General features: G+C 63.6%; 22 protein-coding genes and 1 pseudogene. 6 read left to right on the plus strand and 17 right to left on the minus strand.

The annotated features are described in order from the left end of the window. The 5 genes from CAF76_RS00005 to CAF76_RS00025 form a co-directional block, all read right to left on the minus strand. Positions 1–630, minus strand: a 630-nt coding sequence (locus CAF76_RS00005; RefSeq protein WP_085695469.1) for a phosphate/phosphonate ABC transporter permease, incomplete at its 3' end; no start/stop codon positions are given. Next, the gene (locus CAF76_RS00010; protein WP_085646390.1) at positions 627–1,454 is read right to left on the minus strand and encodes an ABC transporter permease; all 828 of its coding nucleotides are present in this window, start codon (positions 1,452–1,454) and stop codon (positions 627–629) included. The genes CAF76_RS00010 and CAF76_RS00005, both read right to left, overlap by 4 nt. Then, complete coding sequence (locus CAF76_RS00015; protein WP_085611809.1) at positions 1,448–2,245, minus strand: phosphonate ABC transporter ATP-binding protein; 798 nt, start codon at positions 2,243–2,245, stop codon at positions 1,448–1,450. Before CAF76_RS00015 ends, CAF76_RS00010 begins: the two co-directional genes overlap by 7 nt. Continuing rightward, positions 2,242–3,093 carry a putative selenate ABC transporter substrate-binding protein gene (locus CAF76_RS00020; RefSeq protein WP_007955223.1) on the minus strand — a complete coding sequence of 284 codons (852 nt, stop codon included), beginning with the start codon at positions 3,091–3,093 and terminating at the stop codon, positions 2,242–2,244. The genes CAF76_RS00015 and CAF76_RS00020 overlap by 4 nt, the downstream gene beginning before the upstream one ends. A 109-nt stretch (positions 3,094–3,202) precedes the next feature. Next, positions 3,203–4,042, minus strand: coding sequence for a type 1 glutamine amidotransferase domain-containing protein (locus tag CAF76_RS00025; protein WP_085646391.1), 840 nt, complete (start codon positions 4,040–4,042; stop codon positions 3,203–3,205). 101 nt (positions 4,043–4,143) lie between these two features. On the opposite strand from CAF76_RS00025, the gene CAF76_RS00030 reads away from it, so the two are divergent. After that, on the plus strand, positions 4,144–5,070 hold the full coding sequence (locus CAF76_RS00030; RefSeq protein ID WP_085646392.1) for a LysR family transcriptional regulator: 927 nt from the start codon (positions 4,144–4,146) through the stop codon (positions 5,068–5,070). A gap of 6 nt (positions 5,071–5,076) precedes the next feature. Here CAF76_RS00030 and CAF76_RS00035 read toward each other — a convergent pair whose 3' ends face one another. Together CAF76_RS00035 and CAF76_RS00040 are read right to left on the minus strand one after the other, a co-directional pair. Further along, a complete protein-coding gene (locus tag CAF76_RS00035) occupies positions 5,077–6,069 on the minus strand; it encodes a zinc-binding dehydrogenase (RefSeq protein WP_085646393.1) in 993 nt (330 codons plus the stop codon). Positions 6,070–6,185: 116 nt separating this feature from the next. Beyond that, entirely contained in the window at positions 6,186–7,082 is an 897-nt protein-coding gene (locus tag CAF76_RS00040) for a LysR family transcriptional regulator (protein ID WP_085646394.1), read from the minus strand. 164 nt (positions 7,083–7,246) lie between these two features. Here CAF76_RS00040 and CAF76_RS00045 point away from each other — a divergent pair, with 164 nt between their 5' ends. Next, complete coding sequence (locus CAF76_RS00045; RefSeq protein WP_085646395.1) at positions 7,247–7,996, plus strand: SDR family NAD(P)-dependent oxidoreductase; 750 nt, start codon at positions 7,247–7,249, stop codon at positions 7,994–7,996. A gap of 6 nt (positions 7,997–8,002) precedes the next feature. Here CAF76_RS00045 and CAF76_RS00050 read toward each other — a convergent pair whose 3' ends face one another. Both CAF76_RS00050 and CAF76_RS00055 read right to left on the minus strand, forming a co-directional pair. Next, the gene (locus CAF76_RS00050; RefSeq protein WP_064381884.1) at positions 8,003–8,674 is read right to left on the minus strand and encodes a paraquat-inducible protein A; all 672 of its coding nucleotides are present in this window, start codon (positions 8,672–8,674) and stop codon (positions 8,003–8,005) included. Further along, a complete protein-coding gene (locus CAF76_RS00055; protein WP_011333863.1) occupies positions 8,671–9,267 on the minus strand; it encodes a paraquat-inducible protein A in 597 nt (198 codons plus the stop codon). The genes CAF76_RS00050 and CAF76_RS00055 overlap by 4 nt, the downstream gene beginning before the upstream one ends. A 156-nt stretch (positions 9,268–9,423) precedes the next feature. Between CAF76_RS00055 and CAF76_RS28970 the strand changes: the two are divergent. Continuing rightward, a pseudogene (locus CAF76_RS28970) lies at positions 9,424–9,615 on the plus strand (hypothetical protein); the annotation flags it as partial. Between the two features lie 155 nt (positions 9,616–9,770). Here the strand turns inward: CAF76_RS28970 and gstA are convergent. Continuing rightward, the gene (gene gstA, locus CAF76_RS00065; RefSeq protein WP_085646397.1) at positions 9,771–10,385 is read right to left on the minus strand and encodes a glutathione transferase GstA; all 615 of its coding nucleotides are present in this window, start codon (positions 10,383–10,385) and stop codon (positions 9,771–9,773) included. A 108-nt stretch (positions 10,386–10,493) separates the two neighbouring features. Between gstA and CAF76_RS00070 the strand changes: the two genes are divergently transcribed. Together CAF76_RS00070 and CAF76_RS00075 are read left to right on the plus strand one after the other, a co-directional pair. Next, positions 10,494–11,396, plus strand: coding sequence for a transcriptional regulator GcvA (locus CAF76_RS00070; RefSeq protein WP_085646398.1), 903 nt, complete (start codon positions 10,494–10,496; stop codon positions 11,394–11,396). Between the two features lie 123 nt (positions 11,397–11,519). Then, the gene (locus tag CAF76_RS00075; RefSeq protein ID WP_085646399.1) at positions 11,520–11,945 is read left to right on the plus strand and encodes a cupin domain-containing protein; all 426 of its coding nucleotides are present in this window, start codon (positions 11,520–11,522) and stop codon (positions 11,943–11,945) included. 92 nt (positions 11,946–12,037) lie between these two features. On the opposite strand, the gene CAF76_RS00080 is transcribed toward CAF76_RS00075, so the two are convergent. Continuing rightward, the gene (locus CAF76_RS00080; RefSeq protein WP_052266604.1) at positions 12,038–12,442 is read right to left on the minus strand and encodes a response regulator transcription factor; all 405 of its coding nucleotides are present in this window, start codon (positions 12,440–12,442) and stop codon (positions 12,038–12,040) included. Then, a complete protein-coding gene (locus tag CAF76_RS00085) occupies positions 12,439–13,431 on the minus strand; it encodes a response regulator (protein ID WP_085646400.1) in 993 nt (330 codons plus the stop codon). The genes CAF76_RS00080 and CAF76_RS00085 overlap by 4 nt, the downstream gene beginning before the upstream one ends. A gap of 348 nt (positions 13,432–13,779) precedes the next feature. Here CAF76_RS00085 and CAF76_RS00090 point away from each other — a divergent pair, with 348 nt between their 5' ends. Next, a complete protein-coding gene (locus CAF76_RS00090) occupies positions 13,780–18,834 on the plus strand; it encodes an ATP-binding sensor histidine kinase (RefSeq protein WP_085646848.1) in 5,055 nt (1,684 codons plus the stop codon). Positions 18,835–18,891: 57 nt separating this feature from the next. Here the strand turns inward: CAF76_RS00090 and CAF76_RS00095 are convergent, their stop codons facing one another. The 5 genes from CAF76_RS00095 to CAF76_RS00115 all read right to left on the minus strand — a co-directional run bounded on the left by CAF76_RS00095 (position 18,892) and on the right by CAF76_RS00115 (position 24,708). Further along, entirely contained in the window at positions 18,892–19,371 is a 480-nt protein-coding gene (locus tag CAF76_RS00095; protein ID WP_039772141.1) for a helix-turn-helix domain-containing protein, read from the minus strand. A gap of 111 nt (positions 19,372–19,482) precedes the next feature. Then, positions 19,483–20,595 carry an alkene reductase gene (locus tag CAF76_RS00100; protein WP_085646401.1) on the minus strand — a complete coding sequence of 371 codons (1,113 nt, stop codon included), beginning with the start codon at positions 20,593–20,595 and terminating at the stop codon, positions 19,483–19,485. Positions 20,596–20,744: 149 nt separating this feature from the next. Further along, positions 20,745–22,982 (minus strand): molybdopterin cofactor-binding domain-containing protein, encoded by a 2,238-nt coding sequence (locus CAF76_RS00105; RefSeq protein WP_085646402.1) that lies wholly within the window; start codon positions 22,980–22,982, stop codon positions 20,745–20,747. After that, positions 22,979–23,452, minus strand: a complete 474-nt coding sequence (locus CAF76_RS00110) for a (2Fe-2S)-binding protein (RefSeq protein WP_064596021.1) — start codon at positions 23,450–23,452, stop codon at positions 22,979–22,981. The genes CAF76_RS00105 and CAF76_RS00110 overlap by 4 nt, the downstream gene beginning before the upstream one ends. Beyond that, the gene (locus tag CAF76_RS00115; RefSeq protein ID WP_085646403.1) at positions 23,449–24,708 is read right to left on the minus strand and encodes a c-type cytochrome; all 1,260 of its coding nucleotides are present in this window, start codon (positions 24,706–24,708) and stop codon (positions 23,449–23,451) included. Before CAF76_RS00115 ends, CAF76_RS00110 begins: the two co-directional genes overlap by 4 nt. Positions 24,709–24,840 lie beyond the last annotated feature (132 nt).

The following is a 24,840-nucleotide window of genomic DNA, read 5'->3' on the forward strand; positions in this document are numbered from 1 at the left end:
CCCCCCAGCCCCGACAAACCCCAGCACGCTGGCCATCCGGATATTGTTCTCCCACCGATACAAACAGTACGCCAGCAACTGCGGCGCCAGGTTCGGCAGCGTGCCGTAGCAGAACGCCAAAACCGGATTCCCCCCCTGCAACCGAATCGCATCCGCCGGTTCCGGCGGCGTGTTCTCCAGCGCCTCAGCAAACAACCGCCCCAACACGCCCGTGGTGTGCAGGGCCAGCGCAAGTGTCCCGGCATTCGGCCCAAGCCCAGCCGCCAGCACCATCAACGCAGCCCACACCAGTTCGGGAATCGCGCGCAGTGCATTGAGCAGCAGGCGCGCGGCACTCTGAAAAAACCAGCCAAAGCGGCCAGCGGCGGGGAGCGCCAATAACAAGCCCAGCACAGCGGCGAGGAGGGTTCCGAGGGCGGACATGGCGAGGGTTTCCATCGAGCCACGCAGGATGGCGCTCAGGTAGTCAGCGCTCAGGTCGGGGCTGAGGAAACGTGCCACATACAAGCCCATCTGTTTCAGGCTGGTGGCGCTGCCAAGTTCTTCAAGATCAAGGCCCAGGTAGGCAAACGACGCGATAACGGCCGCGACAATGGCGAGTATCAGCACCGAATTGATCAGGCGTTTCATGCCAGCCTCCAGCGCAGCAGGCGGCTGAGTTGGTCGGCGCCGAGGACGAGGAGGAGGAAGGTGAGGAGCATGCTGGCGACTTCGCCGCCGGCGAACATGCGGATCGACAGGTCGATCTGTTGGCCGAGGCCGCCGGCGCCGACGAAGCCCATGACCACCGAGGCGCGGATGGCGCATTCCCAGCGGTAGACGGTGTAGGAGAGCAGTTCCGCCGCGACGTTGGGCAGTACGCCGTAGGCGAAGCTGGCGAGGCGGCCGCTGCCGGCCTGGAGCAGGGCGTGGGCCGGGCGTTGGTCGGTGGATTCGTAGATTTCGGCGTAGACCTTGCCGAGCATGCCGCTGTAGGTGATGGCGATGGCCAGCACGCCCGCCGCCGGGCCGAGGCCGACGGCGCGTACGAACAGCAGCGCCCAGACGATTTCCGGCACGCTGCGCAGGAAGATCAGCAAGCCGCGCACTGGCCAGCGCAGCAGGCGGCCCAACAGGCTCGGGCGGCCGCTGCGGGAGGCGGCGGTCAGCGACAGGGCGCGGCTGGCGAGCAGGCTGGCCGGCACCGCCAACAGCAGCGCCAAGGCCATGCCGGCGGTGGCGATGGCCAGGGTTTGCAGGGTGGCTTTGAGGAGTAATTGAAGAAACTCGCGATCATGGGCCGGAGGCCAGAACATTGACACGAAGCGGCCCATTTCACTCTGGCTGTCGGCGTGAAACAGCACGCCCAGATCCAGTTCGCTGAGCTGAATGCCGGGCCACAGCAAGGCAATCGCCAGCCCGGTCAGCAGCAACCGTGGCAGCGCGGCGGGGTCGCGGGTGTCGGCGTTCAGCATCGCGGAATCTGCACAATCAGCGGGGTGACGGCGGGCGCCGGGGATTGCAGTTGTTCGTTGGCGTAGAGGGTGTCGAGCATGTCGCGGCTGACTTGCGCGGACGGGCAGTCGAACAGGATCTGCCCCTCGCGCAAACCGATGATTCGCGGGAAGTGCGCCAGCGCCAGTTCCACCGCGTGCAGGCTCGCCACCAGCGTGACGTTATGCTCGCGGGCATGGCGCGACAGGATCGACAGCGTGTGCCCGGCCAGCACCGGGTCCATCGCCGAGACCGGTTCGTCGGCCAGCAACACCTCCGGCGCCTGATACAGCACGCGGGCAATGCCGACCCGCTGCAACTGCCCGCCGGACAGTTGCTGGCATTGGCTGAAGAGTTTGTCGGCCAGATCCAGTTTTGCCAGGGCCGCGCGAGCGCCGGGCACGTCGAGCGGATGCAGCAGGTTGATCAGGCTTTTGCCCAGGCTCCATTGGCCGAGTTTGCCGGCCAGCACCGCCGTCACCACCCGTTGCCGGGGCGGCAGGGGCGGCGCCTGATGCACCAGGCCGATGCGGGCGCGCAGGCGTTGTCGTTGGCGGGCGGACAAATGCCAGGCGCGCTCGCCCAGCACTTCGATGTCGCCGCTGCTGGGTCGAATGGCGGTTGCCAGCAGGTTCAGCAGGCTGGATTTGCCGGCGCCGGACGGGCCGATGATCGCCACCTGTTCGCCGGCCTCGATCTGCAAATCCACGCCGCGCAAGGCCTCCACGCCATTGGTGTGGTGCAGAAAAGCCTGTTTGAGGCGCAGCGTCATTTCAGCAAGTCGGCGGCGCGGGCGGCTTCCTCGATGCCTTTGTAATTGTCCGGGCTGGTTTCGATGAAACGGCTGGCGGCTTGCAGGTCGAGGATTTTCTTGTGCTCGGGGTTGGCCGGGTCGAGGTCGAGGAAGGCTTTTTTGATCTTCGCCGCCAGCGCCGGGTCGAGGGTGCCGCGCACGGTCCAGTTGTAATCGAAGTAGGCCGGGGTGGTGGCGAAGACTTTGACCTTGTTGGTGTCGACCTTGCCGGCGTCCACCAGTTTCTGCCAGACGCTGGCGTTCAGCACACCGGCGTCGACCTTGCCGGCCTGCACCCAGGCCACGGTGGCGTCGTGGGCGCCGGAGTAGCCGACGCGGCTGAAATAGCTTTCCGGTTTGATGCCGTCCTTGAGCATGAAATAGCGCGGCATCAGGCTGCCGGAGGTGGACGACACGGAGCCGAAGGCGAAGGTCTTGCCCTTGAGGTCGGCGAGGCTTTTGACGTTCGGGTCGGCGGTGATGAATTTGCTGGTGAACTGCGCGTCTTGCTCACGCTGCACCAGCGGAATGGCGTTGCCGGTTTTCAGCCGCGCCTGGACGAAGGTGAAACCGCCGAGCCACGCCAGGTCGAGACGGTCAGTAGCCAGCGCTTCAACCACCGCCGGGTAATCCGCCACGGGGACGAACTGCACGTCCATGCCCAATTGCTGTTGCAGGTACTTGCCCAGAGGTTCGAACTTGCGCAGCAGCTCGGTCGGGGCTTCGTCGGGAATCGCGCTGACCTTCAACACCTCCGCGGCTTGCGCCAGCACGGCGGACAGGGACAGGGCCAGACCAGCGGTCAGTGCCAGGGTTCGCTTGAGCATGGAATTCTCCGTTTCGTGGGCATCAAGGTCGATGCACCCGTCGATGGGCAATCATCGTCGGGTGCAACGTCAGGTTAGACGAAACGGTGAAAGTGCGAGGGCGCCGAGATCACTTCAAGCGGTCAACGAGGGTCTTGCCCACGGCCAGGGCCGACGCCGGGTTCTGTCCGGTGACCAGTTCGCGATCGACCACCACATGGCTGGCCCACGGCGCCGTGTTACTGCTGAAAACGCCGCCAGCCTTTTCCAGGGCCGTCTGCGGATAGAACTTCATCGCGCCGCCGTTCAACAGGCCTTTGGCGATTTCTTCTTCCTGATTGCTGATGACCGTGAATTTGTAGCCGGCGTAGGTCCAGTTGTTTGCCGTCGTGGTTTTGCCGGTTTCCAGTCGGCGGGTGAATGCGGTCGGATCCGTCAGGGTCGACAGCAGTGCAATCGGGCCGTGGCACACCAGCGCTGTGGTTTTGCCTGTTCGATGGAAGTTGTTCAGCAGTTTGCCCAGCGCCTGGCTGTGCAGCAGATCCTGCATCGGTGCATGGCCACCCGGAATGTAGACGGCATCGAAATGCTCGTAGCCGACTTGCTCGACCCGCGACAGGCTGATGACCGGCGATTCACCGGGCGAGGTGATCTTCAGTTGTTGCAGCAGCGCCTTGTGGGTCTGCAAGGCTGCCACGTCATTGTTGAAATACATCTTGTCGTCGGAGGAACGATCCAGTGTCGGCGCCTTGCCGGTCGGGGTGGCGAAGGTCACGGTGTGGCCGGCATCGAGCAGCAGCTTGACCGGTTGCATCAGTTCGTTGAGGTAGAAACCGGTGCTGAAGACCTTGCCGTCCTTCAGATCGAGATGGTCGGAGTCCGACAGCACCACCAGCACATTGGCCGCCTGGGCGTTCAACGCGGCAACGGAGAGAGACAAGGCGAAAGCAAGACGTGTAATTGAGCGCATGGCGATTCCTGAACGTGGAAGAAAGTGCGGCTCACTGTATTGATGCTCATGGCGGCGATAAACTCGCGCCACAGCAAAGCATTTGTTCTCTGGAGATCAAGATGAGTCGCCGATTCGATTATCTGGCCGACGTCGAAGTGTTCGTCACGGTGGTGGAGAAGGGGTCGCTGAGCGCCGGTGCAGTGTTTCTCGCAACCACGCCGTCGGTGGTCAGCCGGGCGATTTCGCGGCTGGAGGCGCGCCTGGGTGTGCAGTTGCTGCGGCGCACCACGCGGCGCCTGAGTCTGACCGATGCCGGGGTGTTGTATCTGGAGCAGTCGCGGGCGGCATTCGGCCTGATCGACGACGCCGAGCGCACGATTCAGGGACAGGACGGCGAACTCAGCGGCCGCGTGCGCCTCAGCGTGCCGACCACTTACGGCCACTATCGTTTGCCGGCCATGCTCGCCCGTTTCACCCGGCAGCATCCGCAAGTGCGCGTTGAGTTGAGCATCAGCAATCGCAACGTCGATCTGGTGGCCGAAGGCTTCGACCTGGCTATTCGGCTGGGCGCGTTGCCGGACAGCGGGCTGATCGGTCGCAAACTGGAAGACGCGGGTTTATGTGTGGTGGCCGCGCCGGATTACCTGCGACGGGCCGGAACACCGCAGAGCGTCGACGATTTGCAGCGGCATGCGTGCCTGCCGTTCGTGATGCCCAGCACCGGGCGCGTCGGGCCGTGGCTGTTCCGTGAGCAGGGCGAAGACCGCGAATGGTTGCCCAGCGCCAATATTCAGGTGTCCGACGATGTGCTGGGGATTGTGTCGCTGGCGGAGCAGGGGCTGGGCATCTGCCAGACCTATGACTTCATTGTCCGCGAGCGGATCGAGAGCGGGCGACTGGTGCGGCTGCTTGAACAGTCGGGCGGGCGCTCCCGACCGTTCTCGGTGATCTATCCGCCGCACCGGCAGCTGTCGGCTTCGGCGCGGGCGTTGATTGACTGTTTGACCCGGGAGGTCAGTCAAGGCGCTGGGGAAGGCCTCGACTGACGCGATTCAAACGACGGGCAGACGCGTCACCCATTTCCCGCCACCCGCGCCGTCCTTCAGGGCGCGCAAGGCCTGGGGCAATTCATCGAAGTTGAACATCTGCAGCGCCGGGCCGATCAGGCTGCCGTCGAGCAGCGCTTGCAGCAACTGCTCGCCGTTGCGGCGCAAGGTCTGGCGATCGTGCAGGCTGGCGTGGACGTGGAAGCTGTTCAATGCCACTTCATGCAGCGAAATCGCGCTGGTGAACGCCGGCAGCGGCGCGCTTTCCTGACGATCCTGAATGCACACCAGATGGCCGTTGTAGCCCAGCAGGTCGGCCATTTTCGCCGCATGAGCGCCGCTGACCGTGTCGAATACGGCGTGCAAACGACGTTCGCCGAGGCTGGCTGCGAGTGCGGTTTGCCAGTCCGGTTCGCGGTAATCGAATACGCCGACTGCGCCCAGGGCCTTGAGCTTTTCATGATGCGCGCCGGACGCGGTCGCCCAGACCCGCCATCCGCGTTGTACCGCCAGTTGCACCAGCAGCAGGCCGACCGCGCCGCCGGCGCCGATCACCAGCACATCGGCCGCGCCATTCGCGGGGACTTTTTCCACGGCTTGCCACGTGGTCAAACCGGGGCAGGGCAGTGACGCCGCCGCGGCATCATCGAGCGCGGCGGGCACTGACAGCACGGTGGCGGCGTCCAGCAGGCAGTACTCGGCGAAGCTGCCATCGCTCGCCAGTGATTGGTGATACGCCACGCGACTGCCCGGTTGCAGTGTCACGCCGGCGCCGGCCGCGACCACCACGCCCATGCCGTCGACACCCGGCACACGGCCGGTGCTCCAGGCGGGATGGCCCCACTCGATGATCTTCCAGTCCACCGGGTTCAAGGCGATGGCGCGGTTGGCCACCAGCACTTGCCCGGGGCCGGGTTGCACGAGGGGTTTGCGGGTCAGTGTCAGGCCATCCAGCCCTTGGCCGGACGTCCAGGCCCAGGCAGCGTAATCGGTTTGCATTGTGCGGTTTCCCATGACTGTCAATGGCCGCCAGTATCGGTGGCAACGTGCATGAGAAGAACCGGCCCTGGGTCAAAGGTGTTTTGCGTAAAAGTCAGCAATGCTCGTGCAGCACCTCAATCGACCTGCGCAAACCGCTCCACCAGCCAATCAATGAACACCCGCACCCGATTGCTCAAATGCCGGTTCGGCGGATACAGCACATGAAACGGATAGGCCGGTGGCCGCCAATCCTCGAGGATCGGCACCAGTTCGCCGCGCTCGATGGCGGTCCTGACCGTGTAGCTGAAGGTGTGGATGATGCCCAGTCCGGCGAGCCCGGCCGCCAGGTGCGCGTTGCTCTCGTTGACGCTGATCAGGCCTTTGCCTTCGATCTGATGGCGTTCGCCGTTGCGCTGGAAGTTCGACGGCAGGATGCGCCCGGTGGAGGCCGAGCGGTAGGCGATCAGCTGATGGCTGGCCAGGTCGAGCGGGTGGCTCGGGGTGCCATGGCGTTGCAGATAATCGGGCGTGGCGCAGGTGGTCCAGGACACTTCGCCGAGGCGGCGTACCGCGAGGGTTTGTTCGGTCAGCTGGCCGCCGCGAATCACGCAGTCGACCCGTTCACTGATCAGGTCCACCGGGCGGTCGCTGACGCCCAGATCAACCTGGATATCCGGATAGCGTTCGAAGAACTTCGGCAGTTCGGGGATCACCAGCATCGTCGCGGTCGAGCCGCCGATGTCCACGCGGATCTTGCCGCGCGGCAGGCCTTGGGCCTGGCTGAAGCCTTGGTCGATGTCGTCCAGTTGATGCAGCAGTTGTTGGGTCAACTGGTAATAAGAGGCGCCGTCGGCGGTGACGGTGAGGCGGCGGGTGGTGCGTTGCAGCAGGCGTACGCCGAGGTGGTTTTCCAGTTGGCCGATCAGTTTGCTGACCGTGGTTTTCGGCAGGTTCAGCGAGTCGGCGGCTTTGGTGAAAGAACCGCTTTCCACGACGCGGGCGAAGGTGCGGATCGCCATTAACTGATTCATCGATTCGGGCTCGGTGGGGTAGATGCGGCTGAGTATTGTGCATGTCTGTGCACAAACAAAACCGATTTTGCGGATTTTTCAATTCAATCGATCGGCCTAAAGTCGCTTCCAACGGCTCACCTACGACCCGTCACCAACCTCGAAACGGTTACTGGAGATTCATCATGAGCAACAGACTTGAAGGCAAAATCGCACTGATCACTGGCGGCACCACCGGCATCGGCCTGGCTTCGGCGCAGGAATTCGTCGCCCAGGGCGCCACGGTATTTATCACTGGACGTCGTCAGGCCGAACTGGACAAAGCAGTCGCCGCCATCGGCCCACGGGCCATCGGCATTCAGGGCGACGTGGCGAAGCTGGACGATCTGGATCGCATCTACAGCGAGATCGCCGCGAAGGCCGGGCACCTCGACATCCTGTTCGCCAACGCCGGCGGCGGGGACATGCTGCCGCTGGGCTCGATCACCGAAGAGCACTTCGACCGGATTTTCGACGCCAACGTGAAGGGCACGCTGTTCACCGTGCAGAAGGCCTTGCCGCTGCTGCGCGATGGCGCCTCGATTCTGCTGACCTCGTCGACCACTTCGGTGCAGGGCACGGAGAACTTCAGCGTCTACAGCGCGAGTAAAGCGGCGGTGCGCAACTTCGCTCGGTCATGGTTGCTGGACTTGAAACCACGGCGCATCCGCGTCAACGCCATCAGCCCTGGCCCGGTGCGCACGCCAGGTCTGGCAGGGCTGGTGCCGGCGGAACACACCCAGGGGCTGTTCGATCAACTGGCGTCGATCGTGCCGATCGGGCGTCTGGGCGAGCCGAGCGAGATTGCCAAGGCTGCGCTGTTCCTGGCCTCGGATGACAGCAGCTTCGTCAATGGCATCGAGTTGTTTGTCGACGGCGGTACTGCGCAGACCTGATGTGATTTAAACCGCTTGATGCCCCGGCACTTGTTCAGTCGAGTGCCGGGGTTTTTCCGTTTCTTCGTCCGGCGCGTTGTCCCAGATCAGGCGCGGGTCGAAACTCATGGCCGAGAGCATGGTGAACACGACCACCAGGCCGAAGAACAGAATCCCTACGCGCGGCTCGATATCCCCCAGCGCCTGGAATTTCACCAGCGCCGCCACCAGCGCGACTACCAGCACATCGAGCATCGACCAATAGCCGATCAGCTCGACGAAGCGGTACAGCTTCGAACGCTCCTTGCGCGCCCAATGGCTGTCCCGTTGCACGGTGACCAGCAGCAAGGTCAGCGCCACGAATTTCACCCCCGGCACGGCGATGCTGGCGACGAAGATGATGACGGCGATGTCCCACGCACCGTGCTCCCAGAACTCCAGCACGCCGCTCATGATGGTGCTGTCGGCGCCGCTGCCGAGCAGGGTGGTGTTCATCACCGGCAGCAGATTGGCCGGCACGTAAAACGCCAGCGCGGCGAACATGTAGGCCCAGGTGCGGGTCAGCGAGTTGGTCTTGCGTCGGTGCAGCGGCGCGTCGCAGCGCGGGCATTGGTGCGGTTCGCCGGTCATGTCGCAGGCCAGCCCGCAGCTGTGGCACAGGCAGAGGTTGAGTTCGCTGGCAGTCGGTGGCCGTTTCATAGGATGTCCCACAGTTCACGCACGTCGCGCCCGGCGATGCGGATCAGCAACAGGCTGAGCACGGCCAGGGCAAACAGGCCGATGCCGGGAATGACGTCGAGCATGCCCGCCAGTTTGAACACCGCCACCATCGCGCCGAGCAGGCACACTTCGAGCATGCTCCACGGCCGCAGCGTTTCCAGCCAGCGCATGCACAGCTTGAACCCCGGTGAACGGCGCGAGGCGAGGGCGAAGCTCAAGACCCAGATCAACAAAACCAATTGAAAGGCCGGGGCGATGATGATCGAGATCGCCGCGACCATCGCCATGAAGGTGATCGGCCCCTGACTCAGGGCCAACACTGAATCCCACAGGGTCGCGCTGTTCTTCAGGCCTTTCATGCTGATGCTCATCACCGGGTAGAAATTGGCGAACAGCCACAGCATCGCTGCGGTGAAGCTCAGGGCCAGCCTTTGCTCCACGCTCAGGTTGTTGTAGCGCTGGAGCACGGCGCCGCAACGCACGCAGAGGGTCTTCTGGTGTTTGGCCAGCACGACTTTTTCGTACACGCAGTCGCAATGCTCGCAGATGATCAGTTGATCGGTGCTGGCCATGGGGCGCTCGACGGAGGAGGGCTTGAACCCCTTCACTATAGAAGCGCTGGGGCATTCGGCAACCGGGGTGCCATTCGTCCAATACCGGGCACTAAGCACCACTCACTCGTTTCACACCTTCAGGTACGAAAATCCCGCAACAAAACGGAGCCCTCCATGGACATTGATGAAAATGCACCCGGCAACCTGTCACAACAGGCCGTGACGCGCACCACCGACAACGAAACCGGCCATGATCCCCGCAAGGATGAGTCGCCAGTCCCCTTGCCGCCGGACGATGAAGCACCACTTGAAGAAGACATGAGCGATGTGGCGGCCAACGATTCGGTGGGATCCGAGCATCCGCAGGACGGCAACCGCTCGGGAAGCGCCAACGCCAACCCGCAAAGCACCGACAAGGATGATGAAGACAGAGAAGCGCGTGGCCTGCCGGCGAGCGATCCGGAGTCGGGCGCCTGACTGCGCGCCGGCCCATTTGAGGGCGTTCAGCGCAATCGGTCGCGTCAGAGCACCGGTTGCGTGGCTCCCTCTGCCGCGATGGCAGCCCGCACACTGGGCCGCTCGGCGATGCGCGACATGTAGCTCGCCAGCGCTGGCCAGTCTTCGATAGCGATACTGAATGTCGGCAACCACTTCAGCACGGTGAACAGATAGGCATCCGCTACGCTGAAGGCCTGCATCAGAAACGGCTGGGTGGCGAGGAGGCGGTTCAGGTAATCCAGACGCTTGAACAGCTTGTGTTTAAAGAGCGTTTTGGTGGATTCCGGGATTTCGCTGCTGAACAACGGCGCGCTGCCCCCATGAATTTCCGAGCTGATGAAGTTCAGGTATTCCTGAAGGCGCGAGCGCTCCCAAGTGCCATTGGCCGGGGCCAGTGCATGGTCGGGCACGAGGTCGGCGAGGTATTGCAGAATGGCCGGGCCTTCGGTCAGCACTTCACCGTTGTCCAGCATCAGTGCGGCCACATAACCCTTAGGGTTGATCTGGCGAAAGTCCCGGCCGTCGGCGGTTTGCTTGGTCTGGTTGTTGACCCGGATCAGCTCGAACGGCAGCTCCAGTTCGCGCAATACGATGTGCGGCGCCAGTGAACAGGTCATGGGGGCGAAGTATAGTTTCATGGGATCTCCTTACAGATGGAGGCTCAGAATCCGCCATCGCGGCTCGGCTTCGCAAAGGACAAATCCGGTGCTAGCGTATGACAAAATCTCATGGACTGAAGAGGTCATATGCTCCCCCGACTGCCATCGCTCAACGGATTGCGCGCCTTCGAATGCGCCGCCCGGCATATGAGCTTCACCCGCGCCGCCGAAGAACTGAACGTCACGCAAACCGCGATCAGCCATCAGATCCGTCGCCTCGAGGATGAACTCGGCGTGCGCCTGTTCATGCGTTTGAAGGACGGTTTGGCGTTGACTGAGGAGGGCAATGCGTACTTGCCCGGCATTCGTTCGGCGTTTCTTGAATTGCGTTACTCGACTGAAAAGCTACTGGAATCCAGCAACAACAGCGTCCTGACCATCAGCACCCTGGTGTCGGTGGCGTCCAAATGGCTGTTGCCGCGTCTGCCGTCATTTCGCGAGGCGCATCCGGACATTGATGTGCGGATCAGCGCCTCCACCGAGTGGGTGGACTTTCGCAAGGGTGGCATCGATGCGGCTATCCGCTACGGCGACGGGAACTGGCCGGGGCTGCGGGCCGACTGGTTGATGTCCGACGAGATCTTCCCGGTATGCAGCCCGCGCTTGCTGACCGGCGACAAACCGTTGAATACGCCGGTGGACTTGGCCCATCACCCTTTGCTGCAAGTCAGCGGCGTGACCGCCAATGACTGGAACGACTGGTTGCATGCGGCAGGCCAGCCACCGCTGACGGCCAAGGGCCCGCGATTGACCTTCGACCTGGCGATGATGGCGGTGCAGGCGGCGATTGACGGGCAGGGCGTGTGCATCGGTCGCTCGACCTATGTCGATGATGATCTGCGCGCGGGCAGGCTGGTGGCGCCGTTTGATTTGCGCTTGAAATCCGCTTCCGGCTTTTACCTCGTCACGCCCCACGATCAGGCCGAATCGAAAAAGATCGTGGCGTTCAGAGGCTGGCTATCGCAGGTGCTGGCCAAACCCTTTGTATAAGCGTGTATCCATCGCGCCGCCGTACACAAACGGGTAACAAACCCCGTCATCAGGACACATCCCGCATACAGGCCTCGCCCAAAGTAGGTGCCAACACACCACGACTTCCAAGAGGACAACACCATGCGCCGCACACTTCTGATGACCGCTGCCGCCGTACTCGTTTCGCTGACCGGCCTCGCCCACGCGGCGGAAACCCCATCCGCCGCCCCGGCGAAGAACTGGCAACAAGGCCTGAGCCGTACCGATCTGGTCCGTCAGGATCTGGGTGCTGCAGATCGCGAGGTGATCCAGGCTCGCGTCGATTTCGAACCGGGTGTCACGTCGCCCAACCACGCGCATCCGGGTGTGGAAGTGGCTTACGTGATCAGCGGCACGTTCGAATACCGACTGGAAGGCCAGGCGCCGGTGACGCTCAAGGCGGGGGATTCGCTGTTCATCCCGGCGGGCGTGGCGCATATCGCCAGGAACGTTGGCAACGAGAAGGGCTCGGAGCTGGCGACTTACATTGTGAAGAAGGGCGAGCCGTTGTTGATTCTCAAGCAGTAACGCTCCGCGAAAACGAAGAAGGCCTGCCGCTTTGGCAGGCCTTCTTGCGTCTGGCGTGCAGCAAAAGTCGTGGGTCGCGGCGAACGACTGTTTCAACTGTCGTTTTCGAGTGCCGACTCCACGGCCCTGAGCAGCACATCACCGGAGAACGGCTTGCCCAGGCAGGCGAAGGCGTTGTAGCGACGGGTCTCGGCCAGGGCGGCGTCGTCCCAATGGGCGGACATGCAAATGACCGGGAATTTCCTGTCTCGGGACGCCAGCGCCTGCATCACCTCGATCCCTGACAAACCGTGCATTTTCAGGTCCAGCAACAGGCACGCAATGTCCTCGAAATGTTCCTGCGCCAGGAAATCCTCGCCACCGCTGTATAACCGGGCGTGGTAACCAGCGGAGCGCAGCAGGTTGGCGAGGCTTTTACGTACGGAAGCATCGTCGTCGACGATACAGACGATAACCGCGCTGACGGTGAGCGCGGGCGTGTCGGTGTCCTGACTCATGAAGGGTTCTGCACGCCGGACGGTGGCGGCGCGCTGATCAGGCCATACAGCTCGACGAGCCCGACCAGCGAGCGCGTCTGCATTTTCACCATGATGTGTTTGCGATGAACCTTGGCCGTCACTTCACTGGTGCCCAGCCTGTTGGCGATGTGCTTGTTGGACAGGCCCGCAACGATCAACGGCAACACTTCACGCTCCCGTGGCGTCAGCAGGGCGGCTCGCTGGCGCACGCTCTGGACCCGCTGCCACTGCTGGAAATCAACCGCTGCGCGCTGGCGGGTCGCTTGCAGGATGGCCAGCAACTGGTCGTCGTCGAACGGCTTGGTCAGAAACTCGACGGCGCCCGCTTTCATCGCTTGTACCGACATCGGGATGGTGCCGTAACCGGTCATGAAAATGACCGGCCATGGATGTCCTCGCTCGCCGAGCGTCGACTGCAGCTGCAGACCGGTGGCCTCCGGCAGGCTGACGTCGAGCAACAGGCAGGCGGGTCCGGCCTCGATATCAGCGCCAAGCAGCTCTTCAGCCGAATTGAAGATCCGGTGGGGCACGCCTTCGGCCCGTAGCAGGCGGCTGAGTGACGTGCGCACGGAAGCCTCGTCGTCCACGATGAACACCGGCACGCTGTCCGGATCGATCGCAGGCTGATGCTCTGCTGCAGGGGCGCTCGCAGCGACCGGGTGGAACGGGGGCAGGGAAGGGGCACTGTCTTTCAATAATCGGTAACCTCGGCGCGGGACCGTCTGGATGATCTCATTCTCTCCAAATAACTTGCGCAGCGATGAGATCTGCACTTGAAGATTGTTTTCCTCGACGACGGTATCGGGCCAGACCTGGGTGAGCAATTCATCTTTGCTGACGATCCGGCCATCGGCCTGCATCAGCACCGACAGCAGTTCGAACGCCCGTCCTCCCACGCGCAGCGGCCGCCCGTCAAGAAAGGCTTCACGCCGCTCCAGGGAAATAGTCGCTTGGCCGAGTCGGATCATACGGTTCTCTGCGTGGTGTCGAGGGAGTGGCACAGGGCGCCGGTTCATCAGGACGACACGCTAGGCGACGACCTCGCACAATGCAATTATCCCGAGGGATAAGGCCGGTGGTTTTTCAATCCCTGCAACCGGTCGGGACAGGCGCTCGACGGCCATGATGGTGCCGGATGCGGACATGGGCATCACGACGAAACCTCTGCGCCAGAGCCTTGCGTATACTCCTGCGCCAGGCCTGAAACGAATAATGAGCGGTGACAGCGAATGCCCGGCAGACTTTCCTCCTCTCCAGCCCTCTGCAACCCGGATGTCGTGCCGGATGACGCCTGGCTGGAGGGCTGTGCATTCGAGCTGCTGCGCCGGGAAAACGACCTGACCTGGTTCACCATCCACGATCCTCGGTCGGACTCCCGCTGGCTGGCCGCTCGCGCACCGATCCAGCGTCCTGACGTGGGCAAGCGTCTGGAACGGGACTTTCATCTGCGTCCGGATTCAGCCTGGGCCATCCGGCCGGTCGCCTTCATCCGTTCGGCAGAAGGGCCGTTGCTGATCTACCCCGAGACGGGCGTGGCCCTGTCTGATCTGCTCGGTCAGCCTGGCCTGCCGCCGGGCCGCTTGCTTGCCATCGCGGTCGCCGCGGCCCATGCGCTGGTCAATGCCGGGAAGGCCGGCACACGACAGTCCAATCTGTTGCCCTGGCACTTGCGGGTGGGCGCCGATGATTCGGTGTGCCTTCTGGGTTATCACACCGACGAGCAGGCGGGCGCCGTCGCCGAGCTTCCTGCGCTGGAGCACTGGCCCTACCTGGCCCCCGAGCAGGTTCGGCGCGATGGCGCCGGTTTCGATGAGCGCAGCAATGTCTACGCGCTGTCGAGCATTCTTTATCACGCCTTGACCGGCCAGCCGCCCCTGACGGCGCGCGACCCTTCGCACTGGCGGCATGTGCATGCCGCGGTCCAGCCGGCATCGCCGGCCGTGCATGTCGCCGACCTGCCGGAAGGCCTCTGCCGCGTGTTGCTCAAAGGCCTGGCCAAGGAGCCGGGCGCTCGCTATCAGAGCATGGAGTCGATGGCCACTGACCTTGTCTGGTGCCGTCAGCAATGGCTGGAGCATGGCCATGTGAAGGCTTTCAGGCTGGGCACCTTCGATGCACTGCCATCCGTTGCTGACGACCCGGTGCTGTTTGGTCGGGAGGCGGAGCGCGCACAACTGCTCGAGCAGATCAGCCAGGTGCGCAGCGACGGTATCGCCCGAGTGCTATTGGTGGGCGGTACACCGGGGGCGGGCAAGTCAACCCTGATCCATCAGGGCGTGCGGCCGTTGGTTCCCGGCTATTGGGCCAGCGGCAAGATCAACCTGTTGCAGCAGGAAATCCCCAATGCGCCGCTGGCGGAAATCTTTCGTTCGCTGATGACTCAGTTGCTGGGCAAACCCGCACTGGAACTGCAAACCCTCGGCGCGCAACTGATTGAACGGCTCAAGGGGCGCGGCAGGATCCTGGTAGATCTGGCCCCCGAGGCCGAACTGGTGATCGGTGCCACGCCGGAATTACCCAACATGCCCGCCCGGCACGCACTTGAGCGGGTCAATCGCACGTTGCTCGATGCGCTGGACGTGTTTGCTCAGCCCGGGCGGCCGCTGGTGCTGTTCGTGGATGACGTGCAGTGGGCGGACGATTCGACGCTTGCGTTTCTGCGCGCTTTCTTCGCCCGGCCACCGCGGCATCTGGTACTGATCCTGGCGTACCGGGACAGCGGGTCGAAGGCCTTTGCGCGGGAGGACGTCATACTCGACGTGCTGCGCGGCGAACAGGCATTGCCCGGCATTCACATCACGCTGGGCGCCTTGTCGGTGTCCGCCGTCGCGCAACTGCTGGCCGCAGAACTGGACACCGATCCCGCCAGCATTGAAGTGCTCGCCCAGGTCGTCCATTTGAAAACGGCCGGCAATCCGCTGTTCGTCAGCCAGGTGTTGCGGGCGCTGATCGATGAGCGTCTGGTGCGTTTCGACGCGGCGGCGGATCGCTGGGTCTGGAACCAGAGCGACGTGGACAGCTATCGCTATGCCGACAACGTCGCCGAGTTGATGGTGCAGCGACTGGACCGTCTGACACTGACCGAACGAGACGTACTGCGCACGGCGGGTTACATCGGCGGTCGCTGTGACGAGTCGCTGCTGGGCCGGTTGTTGCCGTTTGATTCGGTGCAACTGGCGCGCGATGTACAAAGTCTGGTCGATGGGGGATTACTGCTGCGCGCCGGCGCGCAACTGGTGTTCGGCCACGACCGGGTGCTCGAGGCGGCCTGTCAGCTGCCTTCGCCGGTGGGGCGTGGCAGTGAGCATGCGCGCATCGCCGCTGCCATGCTGGACCTGTGGGGCGAACAGGCGCATGAGCGCGTGTTCGAGATTGCCAGTCAGATTCAGCGTGTCGACGATGCTGTGCTGGCGGAGCCGCACCGCGCCGCGTTTATTGATGTCCTGGTCGAGGCTGCCGAACGCGCGAGGGATTCGGCCGCCGTGCAACTGGCGGCGGATTATCTGCAGACGGCCGGACGCCTGCTCGGTCAGAGCGGCTGGACCCACCTCTATCCGCAAGCGTTCGCCAGCACCTGGCTGGCTGCCGAGTGCGCGATGCTGCTGGCGGATCTGGCGGGGGCCCGGGGACGTCTCGATGATTGCCTGAACCACGCGCTCACGGACGCTGATCGCGCGAAAACCTTTCGCTTGCGTGCCACGTTGCGCACGCTGCACTCCGACTATGAAGGGGCGATCACCGAGGCTTTGACCGGCCTGGCGCTGCTGGGCATCACCTTGCAACGCAAACCTCCCGAGGATCATCTGACCCGGGCCTTTGCGCAGGTGCGCGACCTGATCGGCACGCGAGCGATCGCCGATCTGGTTCATTTGCCCAAGGCTGAGGATGCGCAGATCGAGGCGGCCATGGAGCTGCTCGGCACATTGATTCCTTCGTTCTTCGTCGATGACGATCTCCGCTTGCTACACCTGGCGAAAATGGTCGAACTCACGCTCGAGCACGGCACTACGCCAAGCAGTGGCTACGGATTTGCGTGGTTTGGCGTGATGATCGCCGAGCGTTTCGGCGAATACGTGGACGGACTGGCATTTGCGCAAGTCGCCCTGAAACTGACTGACCTGCATGGCTATGAGGCCGGTCGCACAGGCACCCTGGTGGCGCTCGATCAGGTCAGCCCATGGACCCGGCCGATGGCGTATGCCCGGCAGACAGCGCTCGCGGCGTTCGAGTGCGGTCAGGCCGGGGGGGACCTGGGCATGTCCTGCTATGCCTGCAATCACATTGTTTCCGACTTGCTGTTCATGGGCGAACCCTTGCAAAAGGTGCTGGACGAACTGGAGCACGGTCTGGCCTGGGTGAGGCAGTTCAATTACATCGATATCGAACGCATTCTGCTGGCGCAGCAAGCGTTCGCCAACGACCTGCGCGACGGTCGCCCCGTGCGGGCACTGTCTGAACTGGAGGGCGTGGAACACGACCGTTTCGGCCCCATTGATCGCGCCTGCGTTTCGCAGTCGACGTTGTTCCTGTCGTGGCTGTATTCCGGCATGTCGGCCTTTTATGCAGGCGATGCGCTGTATGCCTGGCGGCGTTTCGAAGACGCCGCGACGGTGGCCTGGTCCATTCCGGCGCATATCAATCTTGCCGATTACCATCTCTTTCGCAGCCTCGCACTGGCCAGTGCGCAAGTGCCGGGTGACGTTGAGCGGAAGCTGCAAATGCTTGATCAGCAACGCCAGCGCTTTCTTGCATGGGCCGTGCTCAATCCGGCGACGTTCCGCAACAAACTGCTGTTGATCGAGGGCGTGATCGCGCGCTTGCGCGGTCAGGACCTGATTGCCATCCGTTGCTTCGATCAATCGCAGATCGCAGCGGCCGCCGCCGGTTTCGTTCACGAACAGGCATTGGCGCACGAGCAACTGGCCGACGTCTGCATGTCCAATGAGCTGGTCTCGGGGGCTCATCACCACCTGCGTTTTGCCCGGGATTGCTACGACCTCTGGGGGGCGAGCGCCAAGGCGCGGCAACTGGAAAAACGCCATCCGTTTCTGCGCACGGAACCCGCTTCGCAACCTTCACAACCGATCAACCGGGGCCGGCTGGACCTGGAGGCGGGTATCGAGGCCGCGCGGGCACTGTCCCAGGAGGTCTTGCTGGATCGGCTGGTCGAGACCTTGATGAACCACCTGATGGTTCAGGCCGGGGCTGACCAAGGTGTGCTGATGATGGTCGCTGAAGGCGACCTGCGCCTGGCGGCCGCCGCGTCGATGGAAGCCGGCAATCTGCTGATTGCGCTGGACAGCGATCAGGCGCTCGAGGCGCTGGCGCCTGCGTCGGTGCTCAATGCAACGATGCGCACCCGTGCACCCCTGGTGCTCGACGATGTGCGGGTCGATTGCCCGGAAGCCTATGGCGCCGATCTGCGTCGACGGCAGACCCGCTCGATGTTGTGCCTGCCGCTGCTCAGACAAGGCACGTTGATCGGTCTGGTCTATCTGGAAAACAGCCTGGTGCCCGGCCTGTTCAGTGCCGAACGGCTGACCATGCTGGAAATTCTTGCCTCCCAGGCAGCGGTGTCGCTGGAGACCGCCCGGCTGTATGCGCAATTGGTGGAAGACAACCGCCTGCGGGCGCAGATGGAAGCGGATCTGCGCAGCTCCCGCGCCGAACTGGCGCGCAACTCGCACCTCAAGGTCATGGGCGAACTTTCAGCCTCCATCGCCCACGAGATCAGTCAGCCGCTGCTTGGCATTCAATCCAATGCCTCGGCCAGCCTGCGCTGGCTCAAGCGTGAAAAGCCCGATCTGGACGAGGCGATTCAGGGCCTGGAAGACATCCGCTCGGACAGCACGCGGGCCGCCGACATTGTCCAGGCGTTGCGCGCACTGGCCAGGCAGGCGCCGCTCAAGCGTTTGCCGGTGCAAATTGACGAGTTGGTGAGTGGCGTCGTTCAACTGACGGCGACCGAACTGGCCAACCGCAACGTCGCACTGCACACCCGACTCGATGCGCAATGTCAGGTGTGGGGCGACTCGGTGCAGATCCAGCAGGTGGTGTACAACCTGATCACCAATGCGATGGAGGCGATCGCCGGCGCCGGGGTGCCGGATGGGCGCATCGTCATCAGCTCCACCGTCAGGGACGGCCATGTGCGGGTGACGTTCCAGGACAACGGGCCGGGGATTGGCGTGCCTCAGCGCGAGCAGGTATTCGATGCCTTTTACACCACCAAGGGCAGCGGCATGGGAATGGGCCTGGCCATCTGCAGATCAGTGATCGGCGCACATGGCGGAACGTTGCTGATCGAGGACAGCGAGCAGGGTGCCCGACTCAGTTTCGACCTGCCGCTGGAACCGGCTGGCGCCGAATAAAAAAAGGCCGCATCAGCGGCCAAAGGGGAGGAGCGGGTAACGTCAGGTTCGGTCAGGTCAAGCGTGCGAGGGGTGGGCGTGCCCAGCGTTGTGCACGCTCCAGAGTGCAGCGTCGAGTTCGATGGCAGGCAACTGAAGCGCGATGGGCGCGCGGTTGGCGACGAAGGCGCGACGCCATTCTCGGGGCGGCATGCCTTCGAGGCGGTTGAAGGTGCGGGTGAAGTGCGAATGGTCCGAAAACCCGCATTCGTAGACGACCTCGGTGATCGGCATCGAAGTGATCAGCAGGCTTTTGGCTTTCTCGATCTTCATCCTCAGCCACCACTCCTGCGGTGAGTACCCGGTGTTCTTTTTGAACGCACGGGAAAAATGACTGCGCGAAAGATTGCAGAGGCCGGCGATCTCGCTGATGCGCGCGCTGCGGCTCAGGTCCCTGAGCATCAGTTCTTTGGCGCGACGTTCCTGCCAACTGGTCAACGATCCCAGCGGGCGCATCAGGGGGCGTGGATGGTCGGAAATCAGCGATTGCGGGCTCATGTTTGCTCTCCTTATCGTTGTGCAAAGTCTCTGCGTCGACGCCCTTTAAAGTCCTTAAACAATCCTGAAGAGTTATTAAATTCCCTCGGTCAGCACCCTGCGGTCAGCGGGTCAGGCATGGGACGGGTAGTCAATGTAGCCACGCTGATCGCCGCCAAAGAACGTGCTCGGGTCCGGTGCGTTGAGCGTCAGGCCTTCGCGGATTCGCCGAGGCAGATCAGGGTTGGCCAGAAACGGTCGGCCAAACGCGATAATGTCGGCGCGACCGTCGGCCAGGGCCTGTTCCGCCGACTCGGGGTCGTAGCCGCCGGCGATCATCAGCACGCCTTCCCATGCCGCACGCAACTGGCCGATGATCGCGTCCCAGCGCGGGTCGAAATTCTCGTCCTTGACGGTGCCGACCACGGCCGGCTCGACCAGATGCAGGTAGGCCAGTTTCCAGCGGTTCAGCGAGCGCACGATGTAGCCGAACGTGGCTTGCGGGGTTTCATCGCCCATGCCCATGAAGCGTCCCATGGGCGTCAGGCGCACGCCGACCCGGTCGGCACCGACTTCGTCGACCACGGACGCCACCACTTCCAGTAACAGGCGCGCGCGATTTTCCAGGGTGCCGCCATAACCGTCGGTGCGCTGGTTGCTGTTGCTGTTGATGAACTGGTCCAGCAGATAGCCGTTGCCAGCGTGAATTTCCACGCCATCCATCCCGGCCTTCAGCGCATTGCGTGCGGCCCGGCGGTAGTCGTTGATGATGTCGGCGATTTCCGAAGCCTGCAGTGCACGCGGCACTGGCACGTCGCCCCACACACCATTGCCCTCGGCATCGACGATGAAAGTCTTGCCCGGTACAGGCAAGGCGCTCGGCGCCACCGGCAAGGCGTTGTCCGGTTGAAAGCTTGGGTGCGATACGCGGCCCACATGCCACAGCTGCATGAAGATCAACCCGCCAGCCTCGTGTACCTGGCGGCTGACTTCGCGCCAGGCTTGCACCTGTTCGTCGTTGTAGATGCCAGGCGTCCACGCATAACCCTGGCCCTGACGGGAAATCTGCGTGGCCTCGGTGATGATCAGCGCGGCGCTCGCCCGCTGGCGGTAGTACTCGGCGTTCATGGATGTCGGGATGTCGCCCGGCTGGCCGGCACGGGAGCGAGTCAACGGCGCCATCGCCACCCGATGGGGAAGTGTGTAGGGGCCGAGGGCGATGGGACGGAACAGTTGTTGTGTCATGGAGGTTCTCCAGTCTTCGAAAAAGGTCGGTGGACGGTGTCGGGACATTTGGCCCGACACCGGATGGCCCTACGTTAAGCGGCTGTCCGGTGCTTGATAATCCACACGCGACGCCACGCTGCATTGCGTGAAATGCAACGTGGCGCGTTTCAGGAAGGCTGTTGCGAGCGGGTCAGGGGCAGGTTCAGCCAGCGCCGTCCGGTGGCATTCGCCACGGCATTGCCGATGGCAGCTGCCATGGGGCCCTGGACGATTTCGGCGGCACCGAGAAACGGTTGCCCCGGCTGGTCGAGCAGGTGAACGTCGACCTTTTTGGGCACTTGCGAGAAGCGCAGGATCGGGTAGCCGCTCCAGTCGTAGCTGCGGATGCCACCGGCGTCATAGGCGACCTTTTCATACAGCGTCCAGCTGGTGGACTGCACGATCCCGCCCTCGACCTGGTTGCGCAGGCCATCGGGACTGACGATCTGCCCCACGTCGACCGCCGTGACGACGTGATCGATCTGCACTTCGCCGGTCTGCGGATGCACCCGCAGACGCACGGCAATGGCGCAGTAACCCATGATGTTTTTGTAGCGCGCGAAGGCGAAGCCAAGACCTGCGCCAGGGTCGCTGCTTTTGTGCGGCCAGTCGATTGCATCGCGCACCCGTTCCACCACCGCCCGCGCCCGAGGGTCTGTCAGGTGCGCCAGGCGCAGGGCAACCGGATCGACTGCGGCCTTGGCGGCCAGCTCGTCGATACAGGCTTCGATGGCGAAGACGTTGATGTGCGCGCCGAGCGAGCGCATGGCTGAAGTGCGAAACGGCATTTCAGTGATGAAGTTCATGTCGATCCGCGAGGAGGCCACGGTGTACAGCGGCACCGCGTTGCGATCGCCGTCGCCTTCGGGCTGAGCGATCGGCACCGAGGGTGCGGAAGCGAACGGCCGGGCCAGCAGGCGTGCGGGCAGCAAGCGCCCGGCGTTGACGATGCGTTCGTTATGCGGGGTGGTCCACAGCTCATAGTTCCAGTCCTGCAGCCGACTCTGTGCGTCAAGGTTGGCTTGCACCTCGCTGACCATCGCCGAGCTGTAGGGCTCCCAGAGGTTTTCCTGCTCGCGCATCCATTGCACCCGCACCGGCGTGCCCGGTACGCGCATGGCAATCAACGCCGCGTCGGCCGCGGCATCGTCTGCGCCGTTATGGCCGTAACAGCCGGAACCTTCGGTGTGGATGCAGCGCACGCGCTCGGGCGGCAGCCGCAGCATTTCGGCGATCCCGGCGCGCAGCGGATACACGCCCTGGGTGTGGGTCCAGACGGTGAGGGCGCCATCCTTGAACCAGGCCACGGCGCAGGACGGACCGATCGAGCCATGCATCAGATATTGCTTGGTCACCCGGGCGCGATATTCGTTGTCGGTCTTGCCTTGGGGCGTGCCTTCATGGCTGATCGGATAACGCCGTGAAGGCAGACGTTCGAGCAAGGTGTGGATGTCCCGCGATTCGGGAATCGCCAGTCCGCCGCTCCAGCGCGCCGAGGCGTATCCATGACGCATGGCTTTGATCGCTTGCCATTCGTCCCGCGCGACCACGGCCAGATAATTGCCGTCGCGAATCACCTGCACCACCCCGGACAGCGCCTTGATCGATTCAATATCGATGACTTCCAGCGTGCAGCCGGGGCGCGGCGGGCGGATGACCCGGGCGTGGAGCATGCCCGGCAGGCGAATGTCCTGCACGAACGCCGCGCCGCCGCTGACTTTGCCCGGGATGTCCAGGCGTGGCAGCGAATGGCCGATGAGCTTGAATGACGCCGGCGGCATCGAGGGTGACTCGGACGTTGCATAGCGGTGCAGATCGACCTGCTGCACGGCGTCGGCGTAAGACATGTGTTGCCCGGTCGGGCCGAGAATGCTGCCGTCGCGAGTCGTCAGCAATGCCGGCGCAACGTTCCAGCTGCGCCCGGCCGATTCCAGCAGCATCTCGCGCACTTGTGCCGCCGCGTTGAACAGCGCGGTGCCGCTGTCGAAAATCGTGTGGCTGCCTGCGGTGTAGCCTTCGTTCGGCGTGAGTGCGGTGTCGGCGGTGAGCAGGTTGATCGCGGTCGGGGCGACCTCCAGCCGTTCAGCGGCAATCTGCAGCAACGCGGTTTTGACCCCGGTGCCCAATTCGACCTTGCCGGTGTAGACGGTGATGCCGTCGGGGCCGACGCGGATCCAGGCATCGAGCCAGGGGTTGGTGCGCAGGCTGCCGGGCAGGTCCGGCGCCAGCACGACCGTGCCGAGAGTATCGACTTCGGTGTCAGCCAGGGCGCGGCGCGAGACCGGCACCAAAGCAAACGCCACCAGCAGCGCGCCCCCGCGCAGGAACGCACGGCGACTTTGATCGACCTCATTGATCGTGGTCATTGCGCACTCCCGTTTTGCCGGGCGACCAGGCTGATCGCCTCGATGATGCGCAAGTGCGTGCCGCAGCGGCACAGGTTGCCTGCCATGTGCTCGCGGATGGTCTGCTCGTCGGGATGCGGATTGCTTTCGAGCAGTGACTGCGCACGCATCAACATGCCGGCGATGCAGTAACCGCATTGAGCGGCCTGTTTGTCGATGAATGCTTGCTGCAAAGTGCCGGGGCGTTCGGCGGTGCCCAGGCTCTCGACCGTCCGCACCTTTTTGCCCTCAAGACCCGCGCAGGGTGTCAGGCAGGAAAACACCGGCTGGTCATCGACGATGACGGTGCAGGCGCCGCATTGGCCCAGGCCACACCCGTACTTGGCGCCGTTCAGGCCCAGGTGATTGCGCAGCGCATAGAGCAGCGGCATGTCGGGTTCCAGCTCGAGAGCCCGGGAAGAACCGTTGACGTTGAGGGTGATCTGAGTCATTTCGTCTCCTGACGTAGCGCTTCGAGGGTGGCGGAAAGGTCGGTCCACGGTTGATCGGGGCTGGCCTGATGGCGCAGGTAGACGGCCAGGGCGTTGAGTTGGGTGTTATCGAGACTGGCGGCGAACGAGGGCATCACCGGCCCCGGCTGGCCGGGTTCTGCAGGGATGCCTTCGAGTACGGTTTTCACAAAGTTGCGCGGGCTGGCGGACTGCAGCGCCGAGGTGCGATCCAGTGCCGGGCGTCCGTCGATGTCACGCATCGGCGCGCCTTGGGCATGGCAGCCGGCGCAGGCACTGGCGAACAGCAACGCGCCAGAGGATCGATCCGCAGGTTCAGCGCTGGCGCTCGGAATTTCGTTGATCGCGGTTTTCGCCGGCAGACTCAGCAGGTATTCGGTAATCGCCTGTGCATCTTCCACGGGCAAGCGCGCGAGACTGAGACTGACCGGGCGCATCGGGCCCGCCGCCGTGCCGTGTCCGTCGACCACTTCGGCTCGCAGGTAACTCACCAATTGTTCGCTGCTCCATGGGTTTGCCCGGTGCGCCATGCCCAGCAGTGACGGCGCGTCCCAGCCATCCACGCTGCCGCCGGCCAGGTTTTCGCCGGATTTCTCGGCACCGATCAGGTTCAACGGCGAATGACAGCCCGCGCAGTGACCGGGCCCCTCGACCAGGTAACGCCCGCGATTCCACGCTTGCGATTGCTGCGCCACCGGCGTTAGCGGCTTCCCATGCAGGAACAGCAGGTTCCAGAACGACACCAGTGGCCGGATGTTCATCGGGAAGTTCATGCGGTTCTGTTGTGGCGGCGAGTCCACGGCCGGGCCGCTCATCAGGTACGCATAGGCGTCGGCGATGTCGTCTTGGCTCATGCGCCGGTAATGAACGTAAGGGAAGGCCGGGTACAGGAAGTGGCCGTCGCGGGAGATCCCTTCACGCATCGCCCGCTCGAAGGCCGGCAACGACCATTGGCCGATTCCGGTCTGTGGATCCGGGGTGATGTTGGTGCTGTAGAGGGTGCCGAACGGCGTCACCAGCGGCAGTCCACCGGCCAGGTATTGGCCGCCGGGACGCGTGTGACACACCGCACAGTCGCCCGCCTCGACGACGCGCGCGCCGCGTTGCAGTTGTGCGGAATCGAAGGTTTGCGGGCGCTCGACCGGCGCAATTGCCGGACGCCACATCAGCGCCAGGGCCGCGATTGTACCGATCGACGCGAGGGCTGCCGCGCTGACCCATAGCGCTCTGGATTTCATGAATTGGCCGTTCATGAGCGGTTGCCCAAGAGGCACGCGGTGGGCGTGAGGGACGGATTCGGCATCTTCGACAACTCCTTGAACGACCGGGGAAGGGCGCCGATGCAAAGCCCTGCGCCAGGTGCCCAAGGG

Origin of the sequence: Pseudomonas sp. B40(2017) (assembly GCF_002112855.1) — a bacterium.
In the GTDB taxonomy this organism is placed as follows: domain Bacteria; phylum Pseudomonadota; class Gammaproteobacteria; order Pseudomonadales; family Pseudomonadaceae; genus Aquipseudomonas; species Aquipseudomonas pharyngis.

Bases quoted from the DNA above. Each gene is read 5' to 3' on its own strand.
- CAF76_RS00095 (WP_039772141.1), bottom strand. From the start codon at position 19,371: ATGAGCCCGCAATCGCTGATTTCCGACCATCCACGCCCCCTGATGCGC.
- CAF76_RS00070 (WP_085646398.1), top strand. From the start codon at position 10,494: ATGCTCCCCCGACTGCCATCGCTCAACGGATTGCGCGCCTTCGAATGC.
- CAF76_RS00010 (WP_085646390.1), bottom strand. From the start codon at position 1,454: ATGCTGAACGCCGACACCCGCGACCCCGCCGCGCTGCCACGGTTGCTG.
- CAF76_RS00020 (WP_007955223.1), bottom strand. From the start codon at position 3,093: ATGCTCAAGCGAACCCTGGCACTGACCGCTGGTCTGGCCCTGTCCCTG.
- CAF76_RS00075 (WP_085646399.1), top strand. From the start codon at position 11,520: ATGCGCCGCACACTTCTGATGACCGCTGCCGCCGTACTCGTTTCGCTG.
- CAF76_RS00115 (WP_085646403.1), bottom strand. From the start codon at position 24,708: ATGAAATCCAGAGCGCTATGGGTCAGCGCGGCAGCCCTCGCGTCGATC.
- CAF76_RS00035 (WP_085646393.1), bottom strand. From the start codon at position 6,069: ATGCAAACCGATTACGCTGCCTGGGCCTGGACGTCCGGCCAAGGGCTG.
- CAF76_RS00085 (WP_085646400.1), bottom strand. From the start codon at position 13,431: ATGATCCGACTCGGCCAAGCGACTATTTCCCTGGAGCGGCGTGAAGCC.
- CAF76_RS00025 (WP_085646391.1), bottom strand. From the start codon at position 4,042: ATGCGCTCAATTACACGTCTTGCTTTCGCCTTGTCTCTCTCCGTTGCC.
- CAF76_RS00110 (WP_064596021.1), bottom strand. From the start codon at position 23,452: ATGACTCAGATCACCCTCAACGTCAACGGTTCTTCCCGGGCTCTCGAG.
- gstA (WP_085646397.1), bottom strand. From the start codon at position 10,385: ATGAAACTATACTTCGCCCCCATGACCTGTTCACTGGCGCCGCACATC.
- CAF76_RS00030 (WP_085646392.1), top strand. From the start codon at position 4,144: ATGAGTCGCCGATTCGATTATCTGGCCGACGTCGAAGTGTTCGTCACG.
- CAF76_RS00100 (WP_085646401.1), bottom strand. From the start codon at position 20,595: ATGACACAACAACTGTTCCGTCCCATCGCCCTCGGCCCCTACACACTT.
- CAF76_RS00105 (WP_085646402.1), bottom strand. From the start codon at position 22,982: ATGACCACGATCAATGAGGTCGATCAAAGTCGCCGTGCGTTCCTGCGC.
- CAF76_RS00045 (WP_085646395.1), top strand. From the start codon at position 7,247: ATGAGCAACAGACTTGAAGGCAAAATCGCACTGATCACTGGCGGCACC.
- CAF76_RS00055 (WP_011333863.1), bottom strand. From the start codon at position 9,267: ATGGCCAGCACCGATCAACTGATCATCTGCGAGCATTGCGACTGCGTG.
- CAF76_RS00050 (WP_064381884.1), bottom strand. From the start codon at position 8,674: ATGAAACGGCCACCGACTGCCAGCGAACTCAACCTCTGCCTGTGCCAC.
- CAF76_RS00080 (WP_052266604.1), bottom strand. From the start codon at position 12,442: ATGAGTCAGGACACCGACACGCCCGCGCTCACCGTCAGCGCGGTTATC.
- CAF76_RS00015 (WP_085611809.1), bottom strand. From the start codon at position 2,245: ATGACGCTGCGCCTCAAACAGGCTTTTCTGCACCACACCAATGGCGTG.
- CAF76_RS00040 (WP_085646394.1), bottom strand. From the start codon at position 7,082: ATGAATCAGTTAATGGCGATCCGCACCTTCGCCCGCGTCGTGGAAAGC.